This window comes from Paenibacillus sp. FSL W8-0194, assembly GCF_037969745.1.
Taxonomy (GTDB): Bacteria; Bacillota; Bacilli; order Paenibacillales; family Paenibacillaceae; genus Paenibacillus_AQ; species Paenibacillus_AQ cookii.
In genome coordinates this window covers 736,370-758,936 of the sequence record NZ_CP150205.1, presented here as the reverse complement: position 1 = coordinate 758,936, position 22,567 = coordinate 736,370, and the positions used below count along the sequence as shown (strand labels likewise).

At 53.7% G+C, this 22,567-nt stretch carries 15 protein-coding genes, 3 rRNA genes and 1 riboswitch; all 18 genes read right to left on the bottom strand.

Annotation, left to right across the window (positions count from 1 at the left end; all coding sequences use genetic code 11):
• Positions 1-17 precede the first annotated feature (17 nt).
• Positions 18-1,499 carry an amidophosphoribosyltransferase gene (purF, locus tag MKY58_RS03270; protein WP_339323443.1) on the bottom strand — a complete coding sequence of 494 codons (1,482 nt, stop codon included), beginning with the start codon at positions 1,497-1,499 and terminating at the stop codon, positions 18-20.
• Positions 1,484-3,727 (bottom strand): phosphoribosylformylglycinamidine synthase subunit PurL, encoded by a 2,244-nt coding sequence (gene purL, locus MKY58_RS03265; RefSeq protein WP_339323442.1) that lies wholly within the window; start codon positions 3,725-3,727, stop codon positions 1,484-1,486. Before purL ends, purF begins: the two co-directional genes overlap by 16 nt.
• Positions 3,705-4,394 (bottom strand): phosphoribosylformylglycinamidine synthase subunit PurQ, encoded by a 690-nt coding sequence (gene purQ, locus MKY58_RS03260; RefSeq protein WP_036714264.1) that lies wholly within the window; start codon positions 4,392-4,394, stop codon positions 3,705-3,707. The genes purL and purQ overlap by 23 nt, the downstream gene beginning before the upstream one ends.
• Before the next feature lie 5 nt (positions 4,395-4,399).
• Entirely contained in the window at positions 4,400-4,645 is a 246-nt protein-coding gene (purS, locus tag MKY58_RS03255; protein WP_339323441.1) for a phosphoribosylformylglycinamidine synthase subunit PurS, read from the bottom strand.
• Between the two features lie 141 nt (positions 4,646-4,786).
• A complete protein-coding gene (locus MKY58_RS03250) occupies positions 4,787-5,674 on the bottom strand; it encodes a phosphoribosylaminoimidazolesuccinocarboxamide synthase (protein ID WP_339323440.1) in 888 nt (295 codons plus the stop codon).
• Between the two features lie 380 nt (positions 5,675-6,054).
• Positions 6,055-7,350: an adenylosuccinate lyase gene (purB, locus tag MKY58_RS03245; RefSeq protein ID WP_212952432.1), complete on the bottom strand. Its 1,296-nt coding sequence runs from the start codon at positions 7,348-7,350 to the stop codon at positions 6,055-6,057.
• Positions 7,351-7,353: 3 nt separating this feature from the next.
• Positions 7,354-8,535: a 5-(carboxyamino)imidazole ribonucleotide synthase gene (gene purK / locus MKY58_RS03240; protein WP_339323439.1), complete on the bottom strand. Its 1,182-nt coding sequence runs from the start codon at positions 8,533-8,535 to the stop codon at positions 7,354-7,356.
• Complete coding sequence (purE, locus tag MKY58_RS03235) at positions 8,532-9,017, bottom strand: 5-(carboxyamino)imidazole ribonucleotide mutase (RefSeq protein ID WP_212952428.1); 486 nt, start codon at positions 9,015-9,017, stop codon at positions 8,532-8,534. Before purE ends, purK begins: the two co-directional genes overlap by 4 nt.
• 211 nt (positions 9,018-9,228) lie before the next feature.
• Positions 9,229-9,330: riboswitch (purine riboswitch) on the bottom strand.
• Positions 9,331-9,530: 200 nt separating this feature from the next.
• A complete protein-coding gene (locus MKY58_RS03230; protein WP_036714255.1) occupies positions 9,531-9,965 on the bottom strand; it encodes a universal stress protein in 435 nt (144 codons plus the stop codon).
• Between the two features lie 203 nt (positions 9,966-10,168).
• Positions 10,169-10,432, bottom strand: a complete 264-nt coding sequence (locus MKY58_RS03225) for a DUF1294 domain-containing protein (RefSeq protein ID WP_036714253.1) — start codon at positions 10,430-10,432, stop codon at positions 10,169-10,171.
• A 130-nt stretch (positions 10,433-10,562) separates the two neighbouring features.
• Complete coding sequence (locus tag MKY58_RS03220) at positions 10,563-12,698, bottom strand: DNA topoisomerase III (RefSeq protein ID WP_339323438.1); 2,136 nt, start codon at positions 12,696-12,698, stop codon at positions 10,563-10,565.
• A 174-nt stretch (positions 12,699-12,872) separates the two neighbouring features.
• A complete protein-coding gene (locus tag MKY58_RS03215) occupies positions 12,873-13,013 on the bottom strand; it encodes a hypothetical protein (protein WP_197070048.1) in 141 nt (46 codons plus the stop codon).
• A 45-nt stretch (positions 13,014-13,058) separates the two neighbouring features.
• Positions 13,059-13,811: an acyl-ACP thioesterase domain-containing protein gene (locus MKY58_RS03210; protein ID WP_339323437.1), complete on the bottom strand. Its 753-nt coding sequence runs from the start codon at positions 13,809-13,811 to the stop codon at positions 13,059-13,061.
• 793 nt (positions 13,812-14,604) lie between these two features.
• A 5S ribosomal RNA gene (gene rrf / locus MKY58_RS03205) occupies positions 14,605-14,721 on the bottom strand.
• 145 nt (positions 14,722-14,866) lie between these two features.
• Positions 14,867-17,912: ribosomal RNA gene (locus MKY58_RS03200) — 23S ribosomal RNA — on the bottom strand.
• Positions 17,913-18,266: 354 nt separating this feature from the next.
• Positions 18,267-19,820: ribosomal RNA gene (locus MKY58_RS03195) — 16S ribosomal RNA — on the bottom strand.
• The 16S, 23S and 5S rRNA genes sit together here, the layout of an rRNA operon.
• Positions 19,821-20,400: 580 nt before the next feature.
• Positions 20,401-20,880 carry a peptide ABC transporter substrate-binding protein gene (locus MKY58_RS03190; RefSeq protein WP_339323436.1) on the bottom strand — a complete coding sequence of 160 codons (480 nt, stop codon included), beginning with the start codon at positions 20,878-20,880 and terminating at the stop codon, positions 20,401-20,403.
• Between the two features lie 167 nt (positions 20,881-21,047).
• Entirely contained in the window at positions 21,048-22,418 is a 1,371-nt protein-coding gene (locus tag MKY58_RS03185) for an NCS2 family permease (protein ID WP_339323435.1), read from the bottom strand.
• Positions 22,419-22,567: the final 149 nt, after the last annotated feature.

Sequence of the window (22,567 nt, the reverse complement as noted above, 5' to 3'; positions counted from 1 at the left end):
TCATCACGGTCAAACGCTTAACAGCCGCAGCCGAACTTCTCTTCGCCGTCGAAATCGAGGCGCGTCGGGTAATCGTTGTCGAAGCAGGCCAGGCAAAGACCGCCTTTATAATCCGCCTCGTTATTTCCCGCGATTGCCGCGATCAACCCTTCGGGGCTTAAAAATGCCAGCGAATCCGCATTGATCTCCCGACAAATTTCTTCCACGGTCCGTGACGAAGCGATCAACTCGCGCCGGTCCGGCGTGTCGATGCCGTAAAAGCAAGGGTTTTTGAACGGCGGCGACGTAATCCGCACATGCACCTCGACGGCGCCCGCATCGCGGAGCAGATTGACGATCCGTCTCGAAGTCGTGCCGCGGACGATCGAATCGTCGATCATGACGACGCGCTGCCCTTCCACCACGCGGCGCACGGCGCTCAGCTTCATCTTGACGCCCTGCTCGCGCAGCTCCTGGCTCGGCTGGATGAACGTCCGGCCGGTGTATTTGTTTTTGATGAGACCCAGCTCATACGGGATCCCGGTCTGTTCGGCATAACCGATGGCCGCCGAAATGCTGGAATCCGGCACGCCGGTCACGATGTCCGCATCGACAAACGACTCGATCGCCATTTGGCTGCCCATCCGTTTGCGCGCCGCATGCTGGTTCGAGCCGTTCATGTCGCTGTCGGGACGTGCAAAGTAGATGTATTCCATCGCGCACAGCGCTTTGCGGTGTTTTTTCTCGTCAAAACGGCCTTCATGCAGCCCTTCGCGGTCCAGTACCAGCAGTTCGCCCGGCTCGATGTCGCGCACGAATTCCGCGCCGATCGTCTCAAACGCGCACGTCTCGGAAGCAAAGATATAGGCATCGCCGAGTTTGCCCATGCTGAGCGGGCGCAGGCCGTGAGGGTCGGAAGCCACCAACAGCTTGTCGTTCGTCATGATCAGGAACGCATAACCGCCGACGATCCGGTTAAACGCATCTTTCGCCGCTTCCACCAAATCCTTCGGGGAACGGGCGATCAAATGCGCGATCACCTCGGTGTCGCTTGTCGTTTGGAAAATCGAGCCGCTTTCCTCCAGCTCGCGGCGGATTTGCGGCGCATTGACGATATTGCCGTTGGTTGCCACGGCGAGATCCCCCGCGCGGTATTTGAACACAAGCGGCTGCGCGTTCGCCAGCTTGCTGTCGCCGCTGGTCGAATACCGGACATGGCCGATGGAGATGGAGCCGGCAAGAGACGACAGCAGGTCTTTGTCGAAGACCTCCTTCACCAGCCCCATGCCGCGGTGGAAATGAAACTCCTGACCGTCGCTGACGCATATCCCGGCGCTTTCTTCCCCCCGGTGCTGCAGGGCATGCAGCCCGTAATAGGAAAGGGATGCGGCATCGGAGTGTCCGTACACCCCGAATACGCCGCATTCTTCCTTTAATTTGTCGAACAGGCCTTCCTTGCCGGCCCCTTCGTTATAATAGTCTCCGGTCCACAGCGGCTGGGATGCTATTTCATGAGACATGGAATCGCATCCTCCCAGACCTGGCGCAAACCTTCCACCGGTTCGTTCACGGCCTGCGCGTCGTTGATCGTCACGGCCAGGCTTTCGCCGCCGACGGAACCGATCCGCGTCACGGGCACTCCGCGTTCGGACAGATAGGCTTCCAGCTTGTCGGCTTGCTCCCGGCTTGCGGACAGCAGAATCCGCGACTGCGATTCGCTGAAGAGCGCCACGTCGCTGCGCAGCGGCGTGCTGAGCGAAACTTGGGCGCCAATGGAACCGCTGATGCAGGATTCCGCCAAAGCGACCGCGAGCCCGCCTTCGGACAGGTCATGCGCGGATTGGACAAGCCCGCTCTGGATCGCGCCGAGCACGCCGGCAAGCAATGTTTTCTCCGTATCCAAATCAAGCGCCGGCGGACGTCCTTCCGTAACACCGTGAACGGCATATTGGAATTCGCTGCCTCCAAGTTCGGCTTTCGTGTCGCCGAGCAGGAAGATGACGTCACCTTCCTGTTTGAAGCCTTGGGTTGTAATATGGTCCGTATCATGCAGCAGGCCGACCATGCCGACCACCGGCGTCGGGTAAATCGCGCCGCTCGCGTTTTCGTTGTACAAGCTGACGTTGCCGCCGATGACCGGCGTGTCGAGCACGCGGCAGGCTTCGGCCATGCCGTCGACCGCGCGTTCCATTTGCCAGAAGATGTCCGGCTTTTCCGGGCTGCCGAAGTTCAGGTTGTCCGTAATCGCCAGCGGCTCCGCGCCGGAGCAGACTATGTTGCGGGCCGCCTCGCTGACGGCGATTTTGCCGCCGACTTCCGGATCGAGGTACACGTAACGGCCGTTGCAGTCCGTCGTCATGGCGAGCCCTTTGCGCGTGCCGTCGATCGTGATCACCGCCGCATCCGAACCCGGGCGCACCGCCGTACTGGTGCGGACCATATAGTCGTATTGGTTGTACACCCACGCCTTGCTGGCGACGGTCGGTGAAGCCAGTACCTTTTTCAGGGCGCCGCCCAGATCTTTGACTTCTTCATAACGCAGCGTATCTACATTTTCGTTTTCTACATAATAAGCAGGCACGCTCGATGGCTTCTCGTATACCGGGCACTCGTCGACCAGCGCCTGTACCGGCATGTCGCCGACCAGCTCGCCATGATGGAACAGCTTCAAACGTCCGTCGTCCGTCACTTTGCCGACTTTGGCGCAGATGACGCCCCAACGCTCGAAAATTTCCATGGCTTGGGCTTCGTCCTTCGGTTCAACGACGAACAGCATCCGTTCCTGCGATTCGGAAAGCATCATTTCATACGGCGTCATGCCTTCCTCGCGCTGCGGCACCTGGTCCAGGTACAGCTCGAGGCCGTTGCCCGCCTTGCTCGCCATTTCCGCGCTGGAGCAGGTGAGGCCCGCTGCGCCCATATCCTGAATGCCGAGCACGATGCCGGTGTCGATCAGCTCAAGACAGGCTTCCATCACGAGTTTTTCCATGAACGGATCGCCGACCTGAACGGCCGTTTTCTTGGCTTCCGACTCTTCGCTCAGCTCCACGGAGGCGAACGTCGCGCCATGGATGCCGTCGCGGCCCGTCGGAGGTCCGACGTAAAATACCGGGTTGCCGACGCCTTTGGCGACGCCGCGCTGGATTTTGTCATGATCGATGAGTCCGACGCACATCGCGTTGACGAGCGGATTGCCGTCGTAGCTGTTGTCGAACATCACTTCGCCCGCCACGGTCGGAATGCCGATACAGTTGCCGTATCCCGCGATGCCCGAAACGACATGTTCAAACAAGTATTTGACGCGTTCGCTCTCCAGCTTGCCGAAACGGAGGGAATTCAAGAGGGCCACCGGTCTTGCGCCCATGGAGAAAATGTCGCGGATGATGCCGCCCACCCCGGTCGCCGCGCCTTGGTAAGGCTCGACGGCCGATGGATGGTTATGGCTTTCGATTTTGAATACGACGGCCTGGTTGTCGCCGATGTCGACGATGCCCGCGCCTTCGCCAGGACCCATCAGGACGCGAGGCCCGCTGGTCGGGAAGCGGCGCAAAAGCGGCTTCGAGTTTTTGTACGCGCAATGCTCGGACCACATGACGCTGAAAACGCCGATTTCCGTATAGTTCGGGAGGCGGCCCATAAACGAGCAAATCAGTTCATATTCGCTGTCCGATACGCCAAACTGCTGATAAATTTTCTGTTCCGCAATCTGCTGTGCGGTCGGTTCCTTAGCGGACACTTGCTGTGCCATGGGTATCCCTCCAAGCCTTCAGGATTGATGTAAACATGCGCTTTCCGTCCGCAGAGCCGAGCAATTCGCTGACCGCCCGCTCCGGATGCGGCATCATACCGACGACGTTGCCCCGTTTGTTGGAAATGCCGGCAATGTCGGCCAGGGAGCCGTTCGGATTGTCTTTGTACGTAAACACGATCTGATTATTTTGCTGAAGCTCTTTTAACGTCTCTTCGTCGCAATAATAATTGCCTTCGCCATGGGCGATCGGGATGACGATTTCTTCGTTCGGCGCAAAATCGTTCGTAAACGGCGTTTTATTGTTCACGACCTGAAGCACCGTGTCATGGCAGCGGAATTTCAGGGACGTGTTGCGGAGCAGCACGCCGGGCAGCAAGCCCGCTTCCGTCAAAATCTGAAACCCGTTGCAGATGCCAAGAATGTATTTGCCTTCTTCCGCCGCTTTCGCCACTTCGCTCATGACCGGCGCAAACCGGGAAATCGCCCCGCAGCGCAGGTAGTCGCCGTACGAAAAACCGCCCGGAACCAGAATGCAGTCATATGCGGAAAGATCGGTAGCCGTATGCCACACGTAATCGACAGGCTCTCCAACCGTTTCCTGCACCGCTTTGTAGCAGTCGATGTCGCAGTTGGAGCCAGGAAAAACGAGAACTGCAAATTTCATGGATGTTAGCCCTCCAATTCGTAACGGTAATCCTCAACCACCGTGTTTGCCAAAAGCTTTTCGCACATCTCTTTGACGCGGCGCTCGGCCTCGGCACGGTCATCCGTGCCCAGGCTAAGTTCCATATATTTGCCGATGCGCACACTCTCTACTTCCTGAAACCCCATCGAATGCAGCGCTCCCTGCACCGCAACGCCTTGCGGATCGAGTACGCCCTGCTTAATCGTGACATAGACCGTAGCTTTCAACATATTCCTCTAGTTCCTCCTCAGGTTAGATCGATAGAATGAGCTGATGATAAATGCTATTTTAAGACTCAATACTTACATTAGTTCCTGTACTATTTATGACGTAAAGTTCCTTTTAAAACTTCTATTTATGTTGAACAGGCCTTACGCCCGCTCCGTCAACCGATGATAAATATCCTGATAGCGGCGGGTGGTTTCTTCCACCACTTCAGCCGGAAGCGGATCCGGCTGGCTGTTTTGGTCCCATGTCGTCGACGCCAAATACGTGCGGACAGGCTGTTTGTCCATGCTGTCGATTTCGATGTCCAGCGCATACTTTTCTTTCGCCCAGAACCGGGAGCAATCCGGAGTGAAAATTTCGTCGATGAGGATGACCCGGCCGTCCAGGATGCCGAATTCGAACTTGCAGTCCGCCAGAATGATGCCGCGCTCCGCGCAGTAGTCCCTGGCAAAACCATACAGCTTCAAGCTTTTCTCCTGTAGCTCAAGGGCAAGCTCCTGGCCGATCATCGCCTTCATTTCATCCATCGAAATGTCTTCGTCGTGCCCGACGTCGTTTTTCGCGGCCGGCGTGAAGATCGGCTCCGGAAACGCCTCGTTTTTCCGCATGCCCTCGGGAAGCTTGATCCCGTTGACTTCGCCCGAAGCTTGATACTGCTTCCAACCGCCTCCGGTAATGTAACCCCGGACCACGCATTCGATGTCGATGCGTTTCGCTTTGCGGACGACCATGATCCGGTCCTTCAAAAGCGTTTTGTCCTTCGCGATAGGTCCGAGGCGCTCCACGTCGGTATGCACCACGTGATTGTCCATCAGCTCCCGCGTTTGGTCGAACCAGAAGGCGCTGAGCCGGTTCAGGATGTTTCCTTTTTCCGGCACGGCGGGCTCCAGCACGTAATCAAAAGCGGATATCCGGTCCGTGACGACGATCAGCGTATGTTCCCCCAGATCGTACAGCTCGCGAACCTTGCCTTTGTAAAGCAGCGGCGCATCAATAAGTTCCACAGCGGTGGATACGGCCGGTGATGTCATGTGACTCCTCCCCATGTTGTGGATCAACATTGAAATTAGATTTTTGACGAAGTAGACCGCTTCGGTAATGCTTTTCGATGCGGTATAAGTTGAACCAATAATTTGAACGGATAAAGGCAGCCGGGTGAAATGTTCTTTCGATCGCTGTTGTTCCCGGATTTCTATGATTTAACATTCATTAAGGTAGAAATCCGCTCACAAAGGCGAACGCTTCGCTTCTCTAGAATCATTTCTCCCTCTTGCCTATTCCTTATCCATTTCTTTAGTTCAACTTATATAGCTTTCTTTCGGAAAGCTTTTATAGAAAGAATCGATTCCGTCCCCTCCGCTACTTTCGCTTCATTAAAATCAAAAGTCCAATGTTGATCCACTTTTTTTCTTTATATCAAACCAAGTCTTTTGAAAATCGTATCCACATGCTTCAAATGCCAGGATGGGTTAAACGCGTCTTCGATGTCCTCCGGGCTCAGCACGCTTGTAATTTCCGGCGTGGCCTCGATGATCTCGCGGAACTGGCGCTGCTCCTCCCATGCCTGCATTGCCCGCGGCTGCACGGTATCGTACGCCTGCTCGCGGCTGAAGCCTTTGTCGATCAGCTTGGTCATGACGCGTCCGGAGAACGGCACGCCGAAGGTGCGGCTCATGTTGCGCTTCATGTTTTCCGGGAATACCGTCAAGTTTTTCACGATATTGCCGAAACGGTTCAGCATATAGTTGATCAGCATCGTCGCATCCGGCAAAATGACGCGCTCCACCGAGGAATGCGAAATGTCGCGTTCATGCCAAAGCGCCACGTCTTCGTACGCCGTGACCATATGGCCGCGGATGACGCGGGACAGGCCGGAAATGTTCTCGCAGCCGATCGGGTTGCGTTTATGCGGCATGGCCGACGAACCCTTTTGGCCCTTCGCAAAAGCTTCCTCCACCTCGCGGACCTCGCTCTTTTGCAGGGCGCGGATTTCCGTCGCAAATTTGTCCATCGATGTCGCGATCAGCGCCAGCGTCGCCATATATTCGGCATGGCGGTCGCGCTGCAGCGTTTGCGTCGAAATCGGAGCCGGGCTGATGCCGAGCTTGCGGCACACGAATTCTTCGACGAACGGATCGATGTTCGCGTACGTGCCGACGGCGCCGGAAATTTTGCCGAATTCCACGCCTTTGGCCGCATGGCGGAAACGCTCGAGGTTCCGTTTCATTTCTTCATGCCACAACGCCATTTTGAGTCCGAACGTCGTCGGTTCGGCATGAACGCCGTGCGTGCGTCCCATCATCGGCGTGTCTTTGTAAGCAATCGCTTTGTCTTTCAAAATGTCGATGAAGCGGATCAAATCCTGCTCGATGATTTCGTTCGCCTGGCGCAGCAGGTAACCGAGTGCCGTATCCACTACGTCGGTCGACGTCAGGCCGTAATGCACCCATTTGCGTTCCTGCCCGAGGCTTTCGGACACGGTACGCGTAAAAGCGATGACGTCATGGCGCGTCTCCTGCTCGATTTCGTAAATGCGGTCGATGTCAAAGGACGCCTTCTCCCGCAGCAGCTTGGCGTCTTCCTTCGGAATGACCCCGAGCTCCGCCCATGCCTCGCAAGCGCAAATCTCGACTTCGAGCCAAGCCTTAAACTTGTTTTCTTCGGTCCAAATGGCCCGCATTTCCGGTCTGCTGTAACGTTCGATCATGAATTATCCTTGCCTCCAAATATGAGTTTGTTCGACCCAATCCAGCGCATGCTGGACGTCTTTGCACAACAAATTGATATGGCCCATTTTGCGGCCGGTCTTGCTTTCAGTTTTTCCATATAAATGAAGCTTAGGCACGATGCCGAAGTCATTCAGCGAAGGATCCGGCACCCCTGCCCGCTTCACGGCTTCATCCAAATGCTGCCCTAATACGTTCACCATGACGACCGGGCTGAGCAGCGTCGTATCTCCCAGCGGAAGATTGCAAATCGCGCGGATATGCTGCTCGAACTGCGAGGTGGCGCAAGCCTCCATCGTGTAATGCCCGGAGTTGTGGGGACGCGGCGCAACCTCGTTGACGTACAGTCCGCCGTCCTCCGTCACGAACATCTCGACGGCCAGAAGTCCGGCCACGTTCAGGCTTTCCGCCAGCCGTTCCGCCAGCTTCCGCGCCTCCCGCTGGATGCTTTCCTCGACCCGGGCAGGGACGATCGAAAGATGCAAAATGCCGTTCACGTGAATGTTTTCCGACACCGGAAAGCTTTTGATTTCCCCTTTCGGGCTGCGGGCGGCGATGACGGAAACTTCGGCGCGGAACGGAATGAATTTCTCCAGAACCAGTTCGCTGCCGGATGCCGCCAGCTCCCGGTATGCCGTTTCCAGTTCGTCCGCTTCGCGAATGACCGCCTGCCCTTTGCCGTCATATCCTCCGGTTGCCGTTTTCAGCACGCAGGGAAGACCAAGCTCGCCGGCCGCGACGACCAGGCTTTGCAAATCCGTCACTTCGCGGTACGGGGCAACGGGAACGCCCGCCGCTTCGATCGCCCGCTTTTCGCGCAATCGGTGCTGGGTCGTGTACAGCAGGGCGCTGCCCTGCGGCACGTAGGATTCCCGCTCCAGCAAGGCGGCAACGCCGGCGTCGACATTTTCGAATTCGTACGTGATGACGTCCGACCGTTCTGCCAGTTTCCGCGCCGCTTCTTCATCGCCGTAGGCCGCTTCGATCTGCGGCGTCACTTGTCCGCACGGCGACCCGGGCGTCGGATCGAGCGTGACGAACCGGTATCCCATGGCCGTCCCGGCAAGCGCCATCATCCGCCCGAGCTGGCCTCCGCCCAAAACGCCGATCGTCGCTCCCGGGAGGAGCGTTTTTGCTTGGAGCTGGTTTGGCTGTACGTTACTCATAGCGAATCACTGCTTTCCATCACTTCGTTGCGGATGTGATCCCGCCGCGCTTGCACCCGGTTCTGGATGACAGGGTCCGAGGCTCCCAAAATTTGAGCTGCCAACAGTCCCGCGTTTGTCGCGCCGGCCTGGCCGATGGCCACCGTCGCCACCGGAATGCCCCCAGGCATCTGCACGATGGACAGCAGCGAATCCAGTCCGTTCAGCGCTTTCGTCTGCACCGGCACGCCGATCACCGGCAGCACCGTTTTGGAGGCGACCATCCCCGGCAAATGCGCGGCTCCGCCCGCTCCGGCGATAATGACTTTAATTCCCCGCTGCGCGGCTTCTTCCGCAAAAGAAAACATCAAATCCGGCGTCCGATGCGCCGAAACGACCTTTTTCTCATAAGGAATGTTTAATTCATCGAGCACCTTGCACGCGTGCTGCATCGTTTCCCAATCCGACTTGCTGCCCATAATCACTGCGACCAATGCTGACATGCTTTCTACCTACTTTCCTGTGGTTTTTCGCAAAAAAGCGTTCTGCTATGGATGATGCCTTTTCTAGTGAAAGCCGAAAATAAGACCAAAAGGCCCGGTCCCAAGAAAATGGAGATTTTCAGGCTACCGGACCATGTCAGGAATACGCAGGCGAACCCGGGACGCTGCCTACGGATAAAGGCCGGCGCCAAGGGGGAAGGAGGTACTGGCCTCCCCTGCGGTATTCCCTCGTAGTCCGGAAATTTACGGTTTCCGGGTAGAAACTTCCGGGCCTTATTCCCGGCATTATACGAGTCGTTTTTAATTGAAAGTTGTAGATGATTGGCGAAAGTCTCCGGTAAGGCGACTTACACTTATCAGTTTAACAATCCCCTACATCACATGTCAACTCAAACCCGAACAATCAAAATGAATATGATTACAATGTTCGTTTTTTCGGTCTGTCCAACTAAAAAGCAAGCCAGTATGCCTTTCGATTCCGGCACACTGGCTTACGTTTTTTATATTTTCGCTTTATTTAATCACAAGAACAGGTATGCGCGCATGCTGCACCACGTTATGGCTGACGCTGCCAAGCACGAATTCGCGGATTCCGCCAAGTCCCCGGCTGCCGATCACGATCACGTCCGAGCCATGCTCCTGGGCCAATTTCAAAATGGTTTCCGCAGGCGCCCCTTGAATCAATTCCGCGCTGTAGTTCACGCCCGCATCGTCCAAGCGTCTTTTCGCTTCTTCGACCGTCTGTTCCGCAAGATCGTAATAATCCTTGTTTACGGAGGCGGGAATCGGCGCCAATCCTTCACCGATAAACACGCGAGGGAAATCGAACGCATGCACGACTTTAATCACCGAGCCGGGGGCCGCTTGCGCAAGCTGGACCGCCTTGTCGAGCGCCCGGTTGGAAGCTTTGGAACCGTCGTAAGCCAGAAGGATGTTGGAAAATAACATGTGAACCCACCTCTTCTTTCTCTGTTTTGTTGGACCGCCGCAACTTTGCTGAAGCCGGTAACCTTCTCTTTTTATTACACGCAAAGATAAAGGAAGAAACTTCTAGTCAAAGCCTCGGAGCCACAGGAAACAAACCGTCGTAAAAGAAAGAAATTCGATGATGCCCGTCAATAGGGTCTTGCCTCAGGTCGATGCGGAAAGCCTTACCTCAAAAAATAGGCGTACAGAACGGCATTGATGAACAGCAGCACCGGGATGCCGATCCGGAAGCTCAAGTGGCGCGTTTTGTGGCGCTTGCGGTACATGGCGATCCATACGCCCAGCGCCCCGCCGATGGCCGCCAGCAAAAACAGCGTTTTTTCCGGCACGCGGTCGCGCCTGTTTCTTGCCCTTTTCTTATCTTCCGACATGACCAGGTAGCCCACTGCATTGATAAAAATAAACCATACCCAAAGGGCTGTCCTCACCCGGAGAACCACCTCCGTTCTTACTGCCTACCTTCATTATAAATCCGCATCCCGGCGGAAACAATGGACAAACTCCAAACCATAACGGGAGATAAATCCGCAAAAGATCGGATGGCGTCGATATTCGTCGTTACTTGTCGTTTTTCTGCTCCAAGGCCGCTTTTAACAGCTCGCCCAGGTTGGATACGGCAGCCGATTCCTGTTTGGCATATTTTTCGACCAGTTTGCGCGCTTCCCTTTTGTTGACGTGGTTATGATCCTTATTGAGCGTTTCGGTAAAACCGCATGGCAGGCACTGCACATACAAGCCGGCTTTGCCTTCCTTGAGCTCCATTTTTTTGTGGCATGTCGGGCAGCGGCGATTGGACAGCCTTTTTTCGTCCGAACGGCGGTAGCCGCAGTCATCACTCGGGCATACCAGCAGTTTGCCGCGTTTGCCCTTTTTCTCGAGGAGCCGGGTTCCGCACTGCGGGCAGTGGCTGTTCGAGACGTTATGCGGTTTGTAACCTGCAGAGCTGTTTTTGACCTCGGCCACCAGCTCCTTGGACATTTGGCGAATGCCCTCAATAAACGGCTCCGGCTTGCCTTGGCCGCGGGCGATTTTTTCGAGTTCGGCTTCCCAGCGGGCGGTCAGTTCCGGCGTACGCAGCTCGGGCGCCACCAGCTCGATCAGCTGTTTTCCTTTTCCGGTCGGATGCAGCAGATTGCCTTGACGCTCGATCGTATCGGAATTGATCAATTTTTCAATGATGTCGGCCCGCGTCGCAGGCGTCCCGAGTCCATGCTTTTCCATCTGCGAGAGGAGGCTGGCTTCGGTGTAACGCTTCGGCGGAAGCGTTCTTCCTTTCTGGACGTGCACGCGCTGCACTTTCACCGAATCGCCCTCGCGAAGCTCGGGGAGCAATACCGGACTGTCGTCGTCATCCCCGTCGTTGTCGTCGTCGGACAAATCGTCCGCATCCGCGCCGTACACTTCCCGCCAGCCGGCATCCTTGATCGTGGTGCCTTTGACGTGAAGCTGCTCTCCTTCGACCTGCACGACGACGCTGACGTTGTCATAACGGGCAGGCGGATAAAACAGGCTGATAAACCGGCGCACGATCAAATCGTACAGCTTGCGCTCCTCCGTGCTTAGCTGGTTCAGCAGCACCGTCTCTTCCGTCGGAATGATGGCATGGTGATCGCTGACCTTGGAGTCGTCGACGATCCGTTTGGACGTAGGCAGGTTTTTGCGCAAAAGCGGACGGGCCAGCTGCGCATACGGGCCGACGGCCACGCTCTCCAGGCGTTCCTTCAGCGTATGAACCATATCCGACGTTAAATAACGGCTGTCCGTGCGCGGATAGGTGACAAGCTTATGCTGCTCGTACAGGCGCTGCAGCACGTTGGACGTCTGCTTGGCGGAAAATCCGTATTTGCGGTTGGCGTCCCGCTGAAGTTCGGTAAGGTCATAAGCGAGCGGATGCGGTTCGACCTTCTCCGATTTTTTCACCTGCGTGACTTTCCCGTATTGTCCTTCGAGTTTCTTTTTGATCGTATCGGTCTGCTGGCGCTCGAAGATGCGCGCATCCCCGTTTTTGCCGCGCCAGGTTGCCGTGAAGCTGCCAAAATCGGCCTTCAGCGTCTCGTATTCCTGGGACCGGAAATTCACGATTTCATTTTCCCGGTTCATGATCATGCCGAGCGTCGGGGTCTGCACCCGCCCTGCGGACAGCTGCGCCCCGAATTTGACGGTCAATGCCCGGGTGACGTTCAGCCCGATCATCCAGTCGGCTTCGGCCCGGCAGCGCGCCGATTCGTACAGTCGGTCGAACTGGTTGCCCGGACGCAGCGAAGCAAAACCCTCCTTGATCGCTTTGTCGGTTTGCGAGGAAATCCACAGGCGCTGGAACGGTTTGTTCCAATGGGACATTTTCATGATCCACCGGGCCAGAAGCTCCCCTTCGCGCGCCGCGTCGGTGGCGATGATCAGCTTGTTGATATCCTGGCGCTTGGTCAGCGACTGCACGATTTTAAACTGGTGGCTTGTTTCGCGGAGCACCTTCAGCTTCATCGTTTTCGGCAAAATCGGCAAATCCTCCAGATTCCAGGTTGCGTATTTGTGGTCGTAATCTTCGGGTTCGGCCAGGCCGACCAGATGCCCAAGCGCCCAAGTCACGATATATTGTGGGCCTTCAAAATATCCCTTATGCTTTTCCCTGCTGCCCATAACCCGCGCGATTTCGCGAGCCACGGACGGTTTTTCGGCTAAAACGAGCGATTTCATTATGTATCCACCCTTTCTTCCGTCCTATTATAACATTGATTGCGGCTGCGAATGCAAAGGGGGATGAAACCCGACCGATTTGGTTCAAGTCGTGAAACGACAAAATCCCCTCAGTGGGCATCACGTCCGATGACGGTACCTTTCTGAAGGGATTTCAGGTGGTGCGGTGTTCGCCTAATCCTGTTCCTGCTTCGGAATCTCGTTCAGGCTCGGCGGAAATTTAGCAGCTTTATCCGGATGCAGCGTTACGTTTTCCTCTTTCCTGCTCGCTCGGTTTTGCTGGTTGTTGATTTTGAGCGGTTTATGATGCGGCATGCTTATCCCCCCTTACCGTTTAGCCATCCCCTGATCCGCGCCGAATTATCCATGACTGCGTTCGGTTTCTTTTAATAGAAGATAAGCATCAAAATAATGCGTCCCGTCCCCGGCTTGTCCACTTACGTAAATGCGGCCGTCCGTCACCTCAGACCTCTTGACCTGAATTTCATCGCCCAAGCGGGCTTCGTGATGATACGTGATTCGGAATCCGGCGTACGTTAGACCGGCAAGCTCGTCCGGGGTCAACGTATCCATGCATAAATCGGCGTAACGCGAATTGTTCAGATGACCGTTAGCGTCGATCCCGCTGTATCGTACCACGGATCGGTACGCATCCCGAAGAGGGACGTCCTCCGGAATGGTGACTTTATCCGGCGTTTCGCCAGCCGAGTCCTCTTCGTTGATGTAGACGTCAAACGGGAATTTGGACGGTCTCAGCATTCTCCGTTTTTGAATGTCCACCAGCGCCCAGATGCTGCACGCTTCGGCAATGATATCACCGCCGGAATAGATCCGGAAATCCCGCTGCCACAGCGCTCCCTTCGGTCCTTTGTTCCAGGTTTCGATCGCGATTTCCTCCAGCGCCTTCGGCATCCGGCCGATGCGCAAATCCATCGTCATCAGCATCCAGCCCATACCCGCTTCGATCATCTGGTCTCTCGTCGCCCCTAGCTGCTCCAAATCGGCATCGGCCGTTCTTTGGGCGAGCGACAGCAGCACCGACAGCCTTGCTTCGGATTTATAATCGATATCGTTGGAATGTATCAGGTAGGTTTCTGTCCATTTGTTGCCCATAGCTCTCTCCCTTTTTGAGTAAAAATTGAGGCGTCCCGGCGCGTACCTTTTTTCGTTGTCCGAACTTCCCATGAATTTCGGCTTGCGCATATCCTCTTATGTATTAAAAGCTCGGGAATGCTCATCCTAAAGGTAATCCATCAACCGGGTAATGAAGCGAATGTTACGGATTTCATGGCATTCACGTTAAGGGTTCGGGGGTTGTCATCCCATACATACAGCATACTCCTAGTTTTTATTTTATTCAAAGCAGCGTAATCGCCGTCATGTTCAGGGAAGTTCCCTTGCTCCGCCATCCGGTCAGATCGGATCATGCTCGATGTCATGATGCCCCAAATAGACGGAATTCAAGCATGCAAGGAAGTTCGTGAGGATGGCGGGGATAGAAAAGCCCGCCAAAACTATATGCTTTGACGGGCTTCCAGGCTTTATGTGGATATCAATATTTCTGCTACGGCTTAGCTTCATAAGGATAGTTCGCAAACTTACAGGACGACCTTTAAACGCTTTCAAAAGTTCGTTATTCAAAATGTGAATAGAAATTTGAGAATATCAACGTTTGAACCTTTCATGCCATGAATCTGTGTATTATGGGGATTATTTTGTGAATTTGTGGGAAACTTTTTGTGAAAAACTACAAAATTACAAAAATCGATTATTTTTTCTGTGCATAAGTCCATTTTCCGATTTAAAAAGAGAGGGAATTGTGGACGAAATTTTTCCGGATTCAAAAAGATATCCACAAATAGGGACAAAAAAACCACTGTCAATGTTTCATCAACAGTGGTCCTTCGCTTGGCAACGTCCTACTCTCCCAGGACCCTTCGGTCCAAGTACCATCGGCGCTGGAGGGCTTAACGGTCGTGTTCGGGATGGGTACGCGTGGAACCCCTCCGCTATCGCCACCAAACGATTCAAGTGCTTTGATCACCTGAAAACTAGATACGAAACGTTTGCGTTTTAAATACTCCGTAGCATTTCCCGGTTTTTGTTCCGGGCCCCGCCAAAGTACTCGGAATCAGCTGCGAAGCTGCCCTTCACTTTGGTGGGTCATTTAGGATAAGCCCTCGACCGATTAGTATTGGTCAGCTCCATGCATTGCTGCACTTCCACCTCCAACCTATCTACCTCGTCGTCTTCAAGGGGTCTTACTAATTGGGAAATCTCATCTTGAGGGGGGCTTCACGCTTAGATGCTTTCAGCGCTTATCCCGTCCGTACGTAGCTACCCAGCCATGCTCCTGGCGGAACAACTGGTGCACCAGCGGTACGTCCATCCCGGTCCTCTCGTACTAAGGACAGCTCCTCTCAAATTTCCTACGCCCACGACAGATAGGGACCGAACTGTCTCACGACGTTCTGAACCCAGCTCGCGTACCGCTTTAATGGGCGAACAGCCCAACCCTTGGGACCTACTTCAGCCCCAGGATGCGATGAGCCGACATCGAGGTGCCAAACCTCCCCGTCGATGTGGACTCTTGGGGGAGATAAGCCTGTTATCCCCAGGGTAGCTTTTATCCGTTGAGCGATGGCCCTTCCATGCGGTACCACCGGATCACTAAGCCCGACTTTCGTCCCTGCTCGACTTGTAGGTCTCGCAGTCAAGCTCCCTTCTGCCTTTGCACTCTTCGAATGATTTCCAACCATTCTGAGGGAACCTTGGGGCGCCTCCGTTACTCTTTAGGAGGCGACCGCCCCAGTCAAACTGCCCGCCTGACACTGTCCCCGTACCGGATTACGGTACCAGGTTAGAACCTAGATACGATCAGGGTGGTATCCCAACGTCGCCTCCACCTAAGCTGGCGCTCAGGTTTCAAAGGCTCCCACCTATCCTGTACAGATCGTACCCAAATCCAATATCAAGCTGCAGTAAAGCTCCATGGGGTCTTTCCGTCTTGTCGCGGGTAACCTGCATCTTCACAGGTATTAAAATTTCACCGGATCTCTCGTTGAGACAGCGCCCAAGTCGTTACGCCATTCGTGCGGGTCAGAATTTACCTGACAAGGAATTTCGCTACCTTAGGACCGTTATAGTTACGGCCGCCGTTTACTGGGGCTTCGGTTCACAGCTTCGGGACTAATCCCTAACCGCTCCCCTTAACCTTCCAGCACCGGGCAGGCGTCAGCCCGTATACTTCGCCTTACGGCTTCGCACAGACCTGTGTTTTTGCTAAACAGTCGCTTGGGCCTTTTCACTGCGGCCCCCTCGTGCTATTCACACTACCGGGGCACCCCTTCTCCCGAAGTTACGGGGTCATTTTGCCGAGTTCCTTAACGAGAGTTCTTCCGCGCGCCTTAGAATTCTCTTCTCGCCTACCTGTGTCGGTTTGCGGTACGGGCACCTTCACCTGGCTAGAGGCTTTTCTTGGCAGTGTGAGATCATGACCTTCGGTACTGTAATTTTCCCTCCCCGTCACAGCCTAGCCTTACGATGTGCGGATTTGCCTACACATCAGCCTCACTGCTTGGACAGACATCCATCAGTCTGCGTCACTACCCTCCTGCGTCACCCCATTGCTCATAGCGGTTTACGGTGGTACAGGAATTTCAACCTGTTGTCCTTCGACTACGCCTTTCGGCCTCGCCTTAGGTCCCGACTTACCCTGAGCGGACGAGCCTTCCTCAGGAAACCTTGGGCTTTCGGCGGATCAGATTCTCACTGATCTTTTCGTTACTCATACCGGCATTCTCACTTGTATACGCTCCAGCGCTCCTTACGGTACACCTTCAACGCTGCATACAACGCTCCCCTACCCCTGAATCGACTTCACTCCGCCTTCGAAGTGTTTATCCCCTGGTGGCATTTGATCGTCAGCCTTGTTACCTCGGCTTCCGATAAAAATGTCTCTCGGGTCTTCCCTACCTCAAAGAAGCAGTGAAGTCGATTCAAGCCATAGCTTCGGTGGTGTGTTTAGCCCCGTTACATTTTCGGCGCAGAGTCACTCGACCAGTGAGCTATTACGCACTCTTTAAATGGTGGCTGCTTCTAAGCCAACATCCTGGTTGTCTGTGCAACTCCACATCCTTTCCCACTTAACACACACTTGGGGACCTTAGCTGATGGTCTGGGCTGTTTCCCTTTTGACAATGGATCTTAGCACTCACTGTCTGACTCCCGGTCAATCAGTCTATGGCATTCGGAGTTTGACTGAACTTGGTAACCCTTGCGGGCCCCGCACCCAATCAGTGCTCTACCTCCACGACTGTACAACCGAGGCTAGCCCTAAAGCTATTTCGGGGAGAACCAGCTATCTCCGAGTTCGATTGGAATTTCTCCGCTACCCCCACCTCATCCCCGAATTTTTCAACATTCGTGGGTTCGGGCCTCCAGTGCGTGTTACCGCACCTTCACCCTGGACAGGGGTAGATCACACGGTTTCGGGTCTACGCCCACGTACTCAGTCGCCCTATTCAGACTCGCTTTCGCTGCGGCTACGGCTTCTCACCTTAACCTTGCACGGGAACGTAACTCGCCGGTTCATTCTACAAAAGGCACGCCATCACCCATAGATCGGGCTCTGACTTCTTGTAAGCACACGGTTTCAGGTTCTATTTCACTCCCCTTCCGGGGTGCTTTTCACCTTTCCCTCACGGTACTGTTTCACTATCGGTCGCTAGGGAGTATTTAGCCTTACCAGATGGTCCTGGCAGATTCATACGGGGTTTCACGTGCCCCGCACTACTCGGGATCCGTCTCGGAGGGAACTGACTTTCGGCTACAGGGCTTTTACCTTCTATGCCGGGCCTTTCCAGACCTCTTCGCCTAACCAGTTCCTTTGTAACTCCATGTGAGACGTCCCACAACCCCGGCCAGCAAGCTGACCGGTTTAGGCTAATCCGCGTTCGCTCGCCGCTACTGACGGAATCACTATTGTTTTCTCTTCCTCAGGGTACTTAGATGTTTCAGTTCCCCTGGTATGCCTCTTCATAACCTATGTATTCAGTTATGAGTGACTGACTATTACATCAGCCGGGTTTCCCCATTCGGACATCCCCGGATCAAAGCTTGCTTACAGCTCCCCGAGGCAGTATCGTTGTTCGCCACGTCCTTCATCGGCTCCTAGCGCCTAGGCATCCTCCGTGTGCTCTTAGTAGCTTAACCTTTGACTCCTGTTCGCCTCGCCTCGCTCCGTTGTTTTGTGCTTCGCACAAAGCCAAAGTCGCTCTTCGATTCAAACGCTCGTCTGCTACTTTTATCACTTGGTCTTTCAATGAAGACACAAGCAGCTAAAAGGATATTTCTAAAACGCAAATTCGTTTCGTTATCTAGTTTTCAAGGATCAAAACCCGGTTTTTCAACCGGACTTATATCATACCATCCTCAGCACCGCTTGTCACCAAGCAAGTTCTGGAAATCGCATGTGAGAGTTTGAACTCTCAAAACTGACCAACGAGTGAGATCGTTTTGCCTTACGGCATATTTGAATGTTTCCTCGCAGGAAACGATTCTCCATAGAAAGGAGGTGATCCAGCCGCACCTTCCGATACGGCTACCTTGTTACGACTTCACCCCAATCATCTACCCCACCTTCGGCGGCTGGCTCCTTACGGTTACCCCACCGACTTCGGGTGTTGTAAACTCTCGTGGTGTGACGGGCGGTGTGTACAAGACCCGGGAACGTATTCACCGCGGCATGCTGATCCGCGATTACTAGCAATTCCGACTTCATGCAGGCGGGTTGCAGCCTGCAATCCGAACTGAGACCAGCTTTGATAGGATTGGCTCCGTCTCGCGACTTCGCTTCCCGTTGTACTGGCCATTGTAGTACGTGTGTAGCCCAGGTCATAAGGGGCATGATGATTTGACGTCATCCCCGCCTTCCTCCGGTTTGTCACCGGCAGTCATTCTAGAGTGCCCACCTTAAAGTGCTGGCAACTAAAATCAAGGGTTGCGCTCGTTGCGGGACTTAACCCAACATCTCACGACACGAGCTGACGACAACCATGCACCACCTGTCTCCTCTGTCCCGAAGGCCGCCTCTATCTCTAGAGGATTCAGAGGGATGTCAAGACCTGGTAAGGTTCTTCGCGTTGCTTCGAATTAAACCACATACTCCACTGCTTGTGCGGGTCCCCGTCAATTCCTTTGAGTTTCAGTCTTGCGACCGTACTCCCCAGGCGGAATGCTTAATGTGTTAACTTCGGCACCAAGGGTATCGAAACCCCTAACACCTAGCATTCATCGTTTACGGCGTGGACTACCAGGGTATCTAATCCTGTTTGCTCCCCACGCTTTCGCGCCTCAGCGTCAGTTACAGCCCAGAAAGTCGCCTTCGCCACTGGTGTTCCTCCACATCTCTACGCATTTCACCGCTACACGTGGAATTCCACTTTCCTCTTCTGCACTCAAGTCACCCAGTTTCCAGTGCGAACTAGAGTTGAGCCCTAGCCTTAAACACCAGACTTAAGTGACCGCCTGCGCGCGCTTTACGCCCAATAATTCCGGACAACGCTTGCCCCCTACGTATTACCGCGGCTGCTGGCACGTAGTTAGCCGGGGCTTTCTTCTCAGGTACCGTCACTCGGATAGCAGTTACTCTACCCGACGTTCTTCCCTGGCAACAGAGCTTTACGATCCGAAAACCTTCATCACTCACGCGGCGTTGCTCCGTCAGGCTTTCGCCCATTGCGGAAGATTCCCTACTGCTGCCTCCCGTAGGAGTCTGGGCCGTGTCTCAGTCCCAGTGTGGCCGTTCACCCTCTCAGGTCGGCTACGCATCGTCGCCTTGGTGAGCCGTTACCTCACCAACTAGCTAATGCGCCGCAGGCCCATCCGTAAGTGACAGATTGCTCCGTCTTTCATTACCGCTCCATGCGAAGCGATAAATTATCCGGTATTAGCTACCGTTTCCGGTAGTTATCCCGGTCTTACGGGCAGGTTGCCTACGTGTTACTCACCCGTCCGCCGCTAACCATCAGAGGAGCAAGCTCCTCATCAAGTCCGCTCGACTTGCATGTATTAGGCACGCCGCCAGCGTTCGTCCTGAGCCAGGATCAAACTCTCCAAGAAAGTTTGTGACTCATTTTGAATCTGACGAGAATTTAATTCTCATTTGTGCTCCGCAAACCATCCAGCCATAGGCTTGGACCGATTTGCTTCGCGATCGGCTTTGCAAGCAAAGCCTGTATCTCACTCGTTGTTCAGTTTTCAAAGATCAAACTTCACTCGCCATCGTCGAAGTTCTTATCGGCGACAACTTTTATATTATAACATGTCCGACTGTTTTATGCAAGCTCTTTTTAAAATCTTTTTTGGAGCACTGCTTGCTTCGAATTCTTGAACGTTGTTCATCACATTTTGCGGTTCGCAACATCATGTTTTCTTGGCCGGAATTAGAATATACCACGTAGAGAAATATAATGCAACACTTTTTTGAAAAAAAATTTAAAGTACTGTATTTACCCGATTATGCTTGCCCTGTATCAAGATCAGCAAAAGCGAGCTCACGAGCTTCAATCATTTAAGACATCTTGCGATCCACAGTATTTCTTTTTGGATCAGAACAGGTACTTTTAAATAAACACTTTGCTATCCCTACAGAAATAACGCCCCAATGATTTTTTAGCGCTCACATCCCCGTTAACTATATTTAACTAATCCAAGTGCTGTCTGCTTTTGAAACTTGCCATTTCCCGTTTTTGTATTCAATAATCACTTTCGTTCCAATTGCTCCATCACCAGCTCTATACTTGGATCCTTCGACAACAATTTTATTGTTTGAAATTTCAGTCTTTTCGACACGCAACAATACGCCATTAAGCACCATGGTTATAGGGTCATATAACCCCTTCTCTTTTAGCTGATCGTAAGTCGCTTCCATTACCTCAACATTGTATTTCCCGAAATACTTTAAAATTTGTTTCTTGTCTGTTTCATCAATATCATTTAAATTGCTCATGTCTATTGCAATATATTTCATACCTCCATTTAAGCCTTCATCAATCGGCATGTATGCATCTAATGCTAAACTGTACAATTCCCCCATATCTTTTGAGGTATTTGAGTCCGAACATGCAGTTAATAACACGCAAAGCAAGGCCAACCCGAGAAACAGCTTTTTAACTCTCATTTCCACCCCTCCCTTACCATTAGACGGAATAGATCCTATAAATGTTTCCAGCCACCATACTAAGGAGGGTTGGGAAGCAGCCATTTTTCAGAAAAAGCCTTTCTAAAACAGAAAGGGCCGCTCTCCACAGAAAGGAAAGCGACCCTTTTTCATCTATTATATATGTTTTATTCCGTTCCCAAGAACACAAAGCGGATAATAACGATAACCGCAAGCACCCACATCAGCCAATGGATTTTCACTTTGCGCTTCATCCCGATGTTCGCGAAGATCGCCAAAATGACGTAGGACAAAATCCCGGCCGAAATACCGTTCGCAATCCCGCCGGTGAACGGCATCAAAATGATCGTCAAAAACGCAGGGAAAGCTTCAAAGAAATCATCCCACTCGATGTTCCGGACTTGGCTCATCATAAGCACGCCTACGACGATCAGCGCCGGTGCCGTTGCCGCCGAAGGAACCACCAGGGCAAGCGGAGCGATAAACAGGGACAAAATGAACAGCACGCCCGTCGTGACCGCCGTCAGGCCTGTCCGTCCGCCTGCTTCGACGCCCGCGGTGCTTTCGACGAAAGCCGTCACCGTGCTCGTACCCAAAACCGCGCCTGCGCTGACGCCAACGGCGTCGACCAGCATGGCTTTCCCGATCGTTTTTTCGCCTTTTTCCTTGTTTTTCATCAGACCGGCGCGAGTCGCCGTACCGACCAATGTTCCGAACGTATCGAACAATTCGACAAACGTGAAAATAAATACGATATCAAACAAACCGATGTGAAGAGCGCCCTTAAGATCCAATTGGCCGACGGCCAGGTTCGTAAAGGAAGGAATCCAATTGGCATGCGCCAGGCCGCTCAGGTCCGTCACGCCCATCGGAATGCCGATCAACGTCGTTACGACGATCCCGATAAGCAAGGCGCCTTTCACGCGCAGCACCATCAGGACGGCGATAAACAACAGACCGATCAAAGCAAGAAGAGCGTCTTTATGCGTAAAGAAGTCGCTAAGCATCAAGTTGAAGTTCGCGCCGCCGACTGGCTTGCTGGCATCCGTGCCCGCGTTGACCGAAATGGAAATCAGGTTGCTCAGCTTAAAGCCGACGATCGCGATAAATAAACCGATGCCGACCGTAATCGCGTTTTTCAGGTTTTGCGGAACGGCCGTCATCAGCATCTGCCGAACCTTCGTCACGGTCAAAATGAGAAATACGATACCCGAGATAAATACGGCGCCCAGCGCCGCCTGCCAAGTGATCGCTCCGTTCGAGCTGAGCACCACCGTCATAAAATAAGCGTTAAGCCCCATGCCCGGCGCCAATGCGATCGGAATGTTGACGAATAATCCCATCAGGATCGTTACCAAGCCCGCTCCCACAGCCGTCGCAAAAAATACTCCCTCATTCGGGATGCCGGCTCCGCCTTCGCCCAAAAACAGCCCGTTGACGAACAGGATGTACGCCATGGCCATAAAGGTCGTCAGACCGGCAATGATTTCTGTCCTTACATTGGTTCCGTGTTCCTTTAACTTAAAGAAACGCTCCATTTTTACAGAATCCCCCTTAGAAAATGTGTCAGGACGACAAAAAAAGGCCCGCAGACCGTTACAGATCCGCAGGCATTATGCAAAAGGAAGAGATCGCTACCCGTGCACGTCCTGACAAACAGCCTTACGCATAAGGTGTGTCAAGCGCA

Bases quoted from the DNA above. Each gene is read 5' to 3' on its own strand.
- purB (WP_212952432.1), bottom strand. From the start codon at position 7,350: ATGATCGAACGTTACAGCAGACCGGAAATGCGGGCCATTTGGACCGAA.
- purF (WP_339323443.1), bottom strand. From the start codon at position 1,499: ATGTCTCATGAAATAGCATCCCAGCCGCTGTGGACCGGAGACTATTAT.
- purS (WP_339323441.1), bottom strand. From the start codon at position 4,645: ATGTTGAAAGCTACGGTCTATGTCACGATTAAGCAGGGCGTACTCGAT.
- MKY58_RS03215 (WP_197070048.1), bottom strand. From the start codon at position 13,013: ATGCCGCATCATAAACCGCTCAAAATCAACAACCAGCAAAACCGAGCG.
- MKY58_RS03220 (WP_339323438.1), bottom strand. From the start codon at position 12,698: ATGAAATCGCTCGTTTTAGCCGAAAAACCGTCCGTGGCTCGCGAAATC.
- MKY58_RS03210 (WP_339323437.1), bottom strand. From the start codon at position 13,811: ATGGGCAACAAATGGACAGAAACCTACCTGATACATTCCAACGATATC.
- purK (WP_339323439.1), bottom strand. From the start codon at position 8,535: ATGAGTAACGTACAGCCAAACCAGCTCCAAGCAAAAACGCTCCTCCCG.
- MKY58_RS03230 (WP_036714255.1), bottom strand. From the start codon at position 9,965: ATGTTATTTTCCAACATCCTTCTGGCTTACGACGGTTCCAAAGCTTCC.
- purL (WP_339323442.1), bottom strand. From the start codon at position 3,727: ATGGCACAGCAAGTGTCCGCTAAGGAACCGACCGCACAGCAGATTGCG.
- MKY58_RS03250 (WP_339323440.1), bottom strand. From the start codon at position 5,674: ATGACATCACCGGCCGTATCCACCGCTGTGGAACTTATTGATGCGCCG.
- purQ (WP_036714264.1), bottom strand. From the start codon at position 4,394: ATGAAATTTGCAGTTCTCGTTTTTCCTGGCTCCAACTGCGACATCGAC.
- MKY58_RS03190 (WP_339323436.1), bottom strand. From the start codon at position 20,880: ATGAGAGTTAAAAAGCTGTTTCTCGGGTTGGCCTTGCTTTGCGTGTTA.
- purE (WP_212952428.1), bottom strand. From the start codon at position 9,017: ATGTCAGCATTGGTCGCAGTGATTATGGGCAGCAAGTCGGATTGGGAA.
- MKY58_RS03185 (WP_339323435.1), bottom strand. From the start codon at position 22,418: ATGGAGCGTTTCTTTAAGTTAAAGGAACACGGAACCAATGTAAGGACA.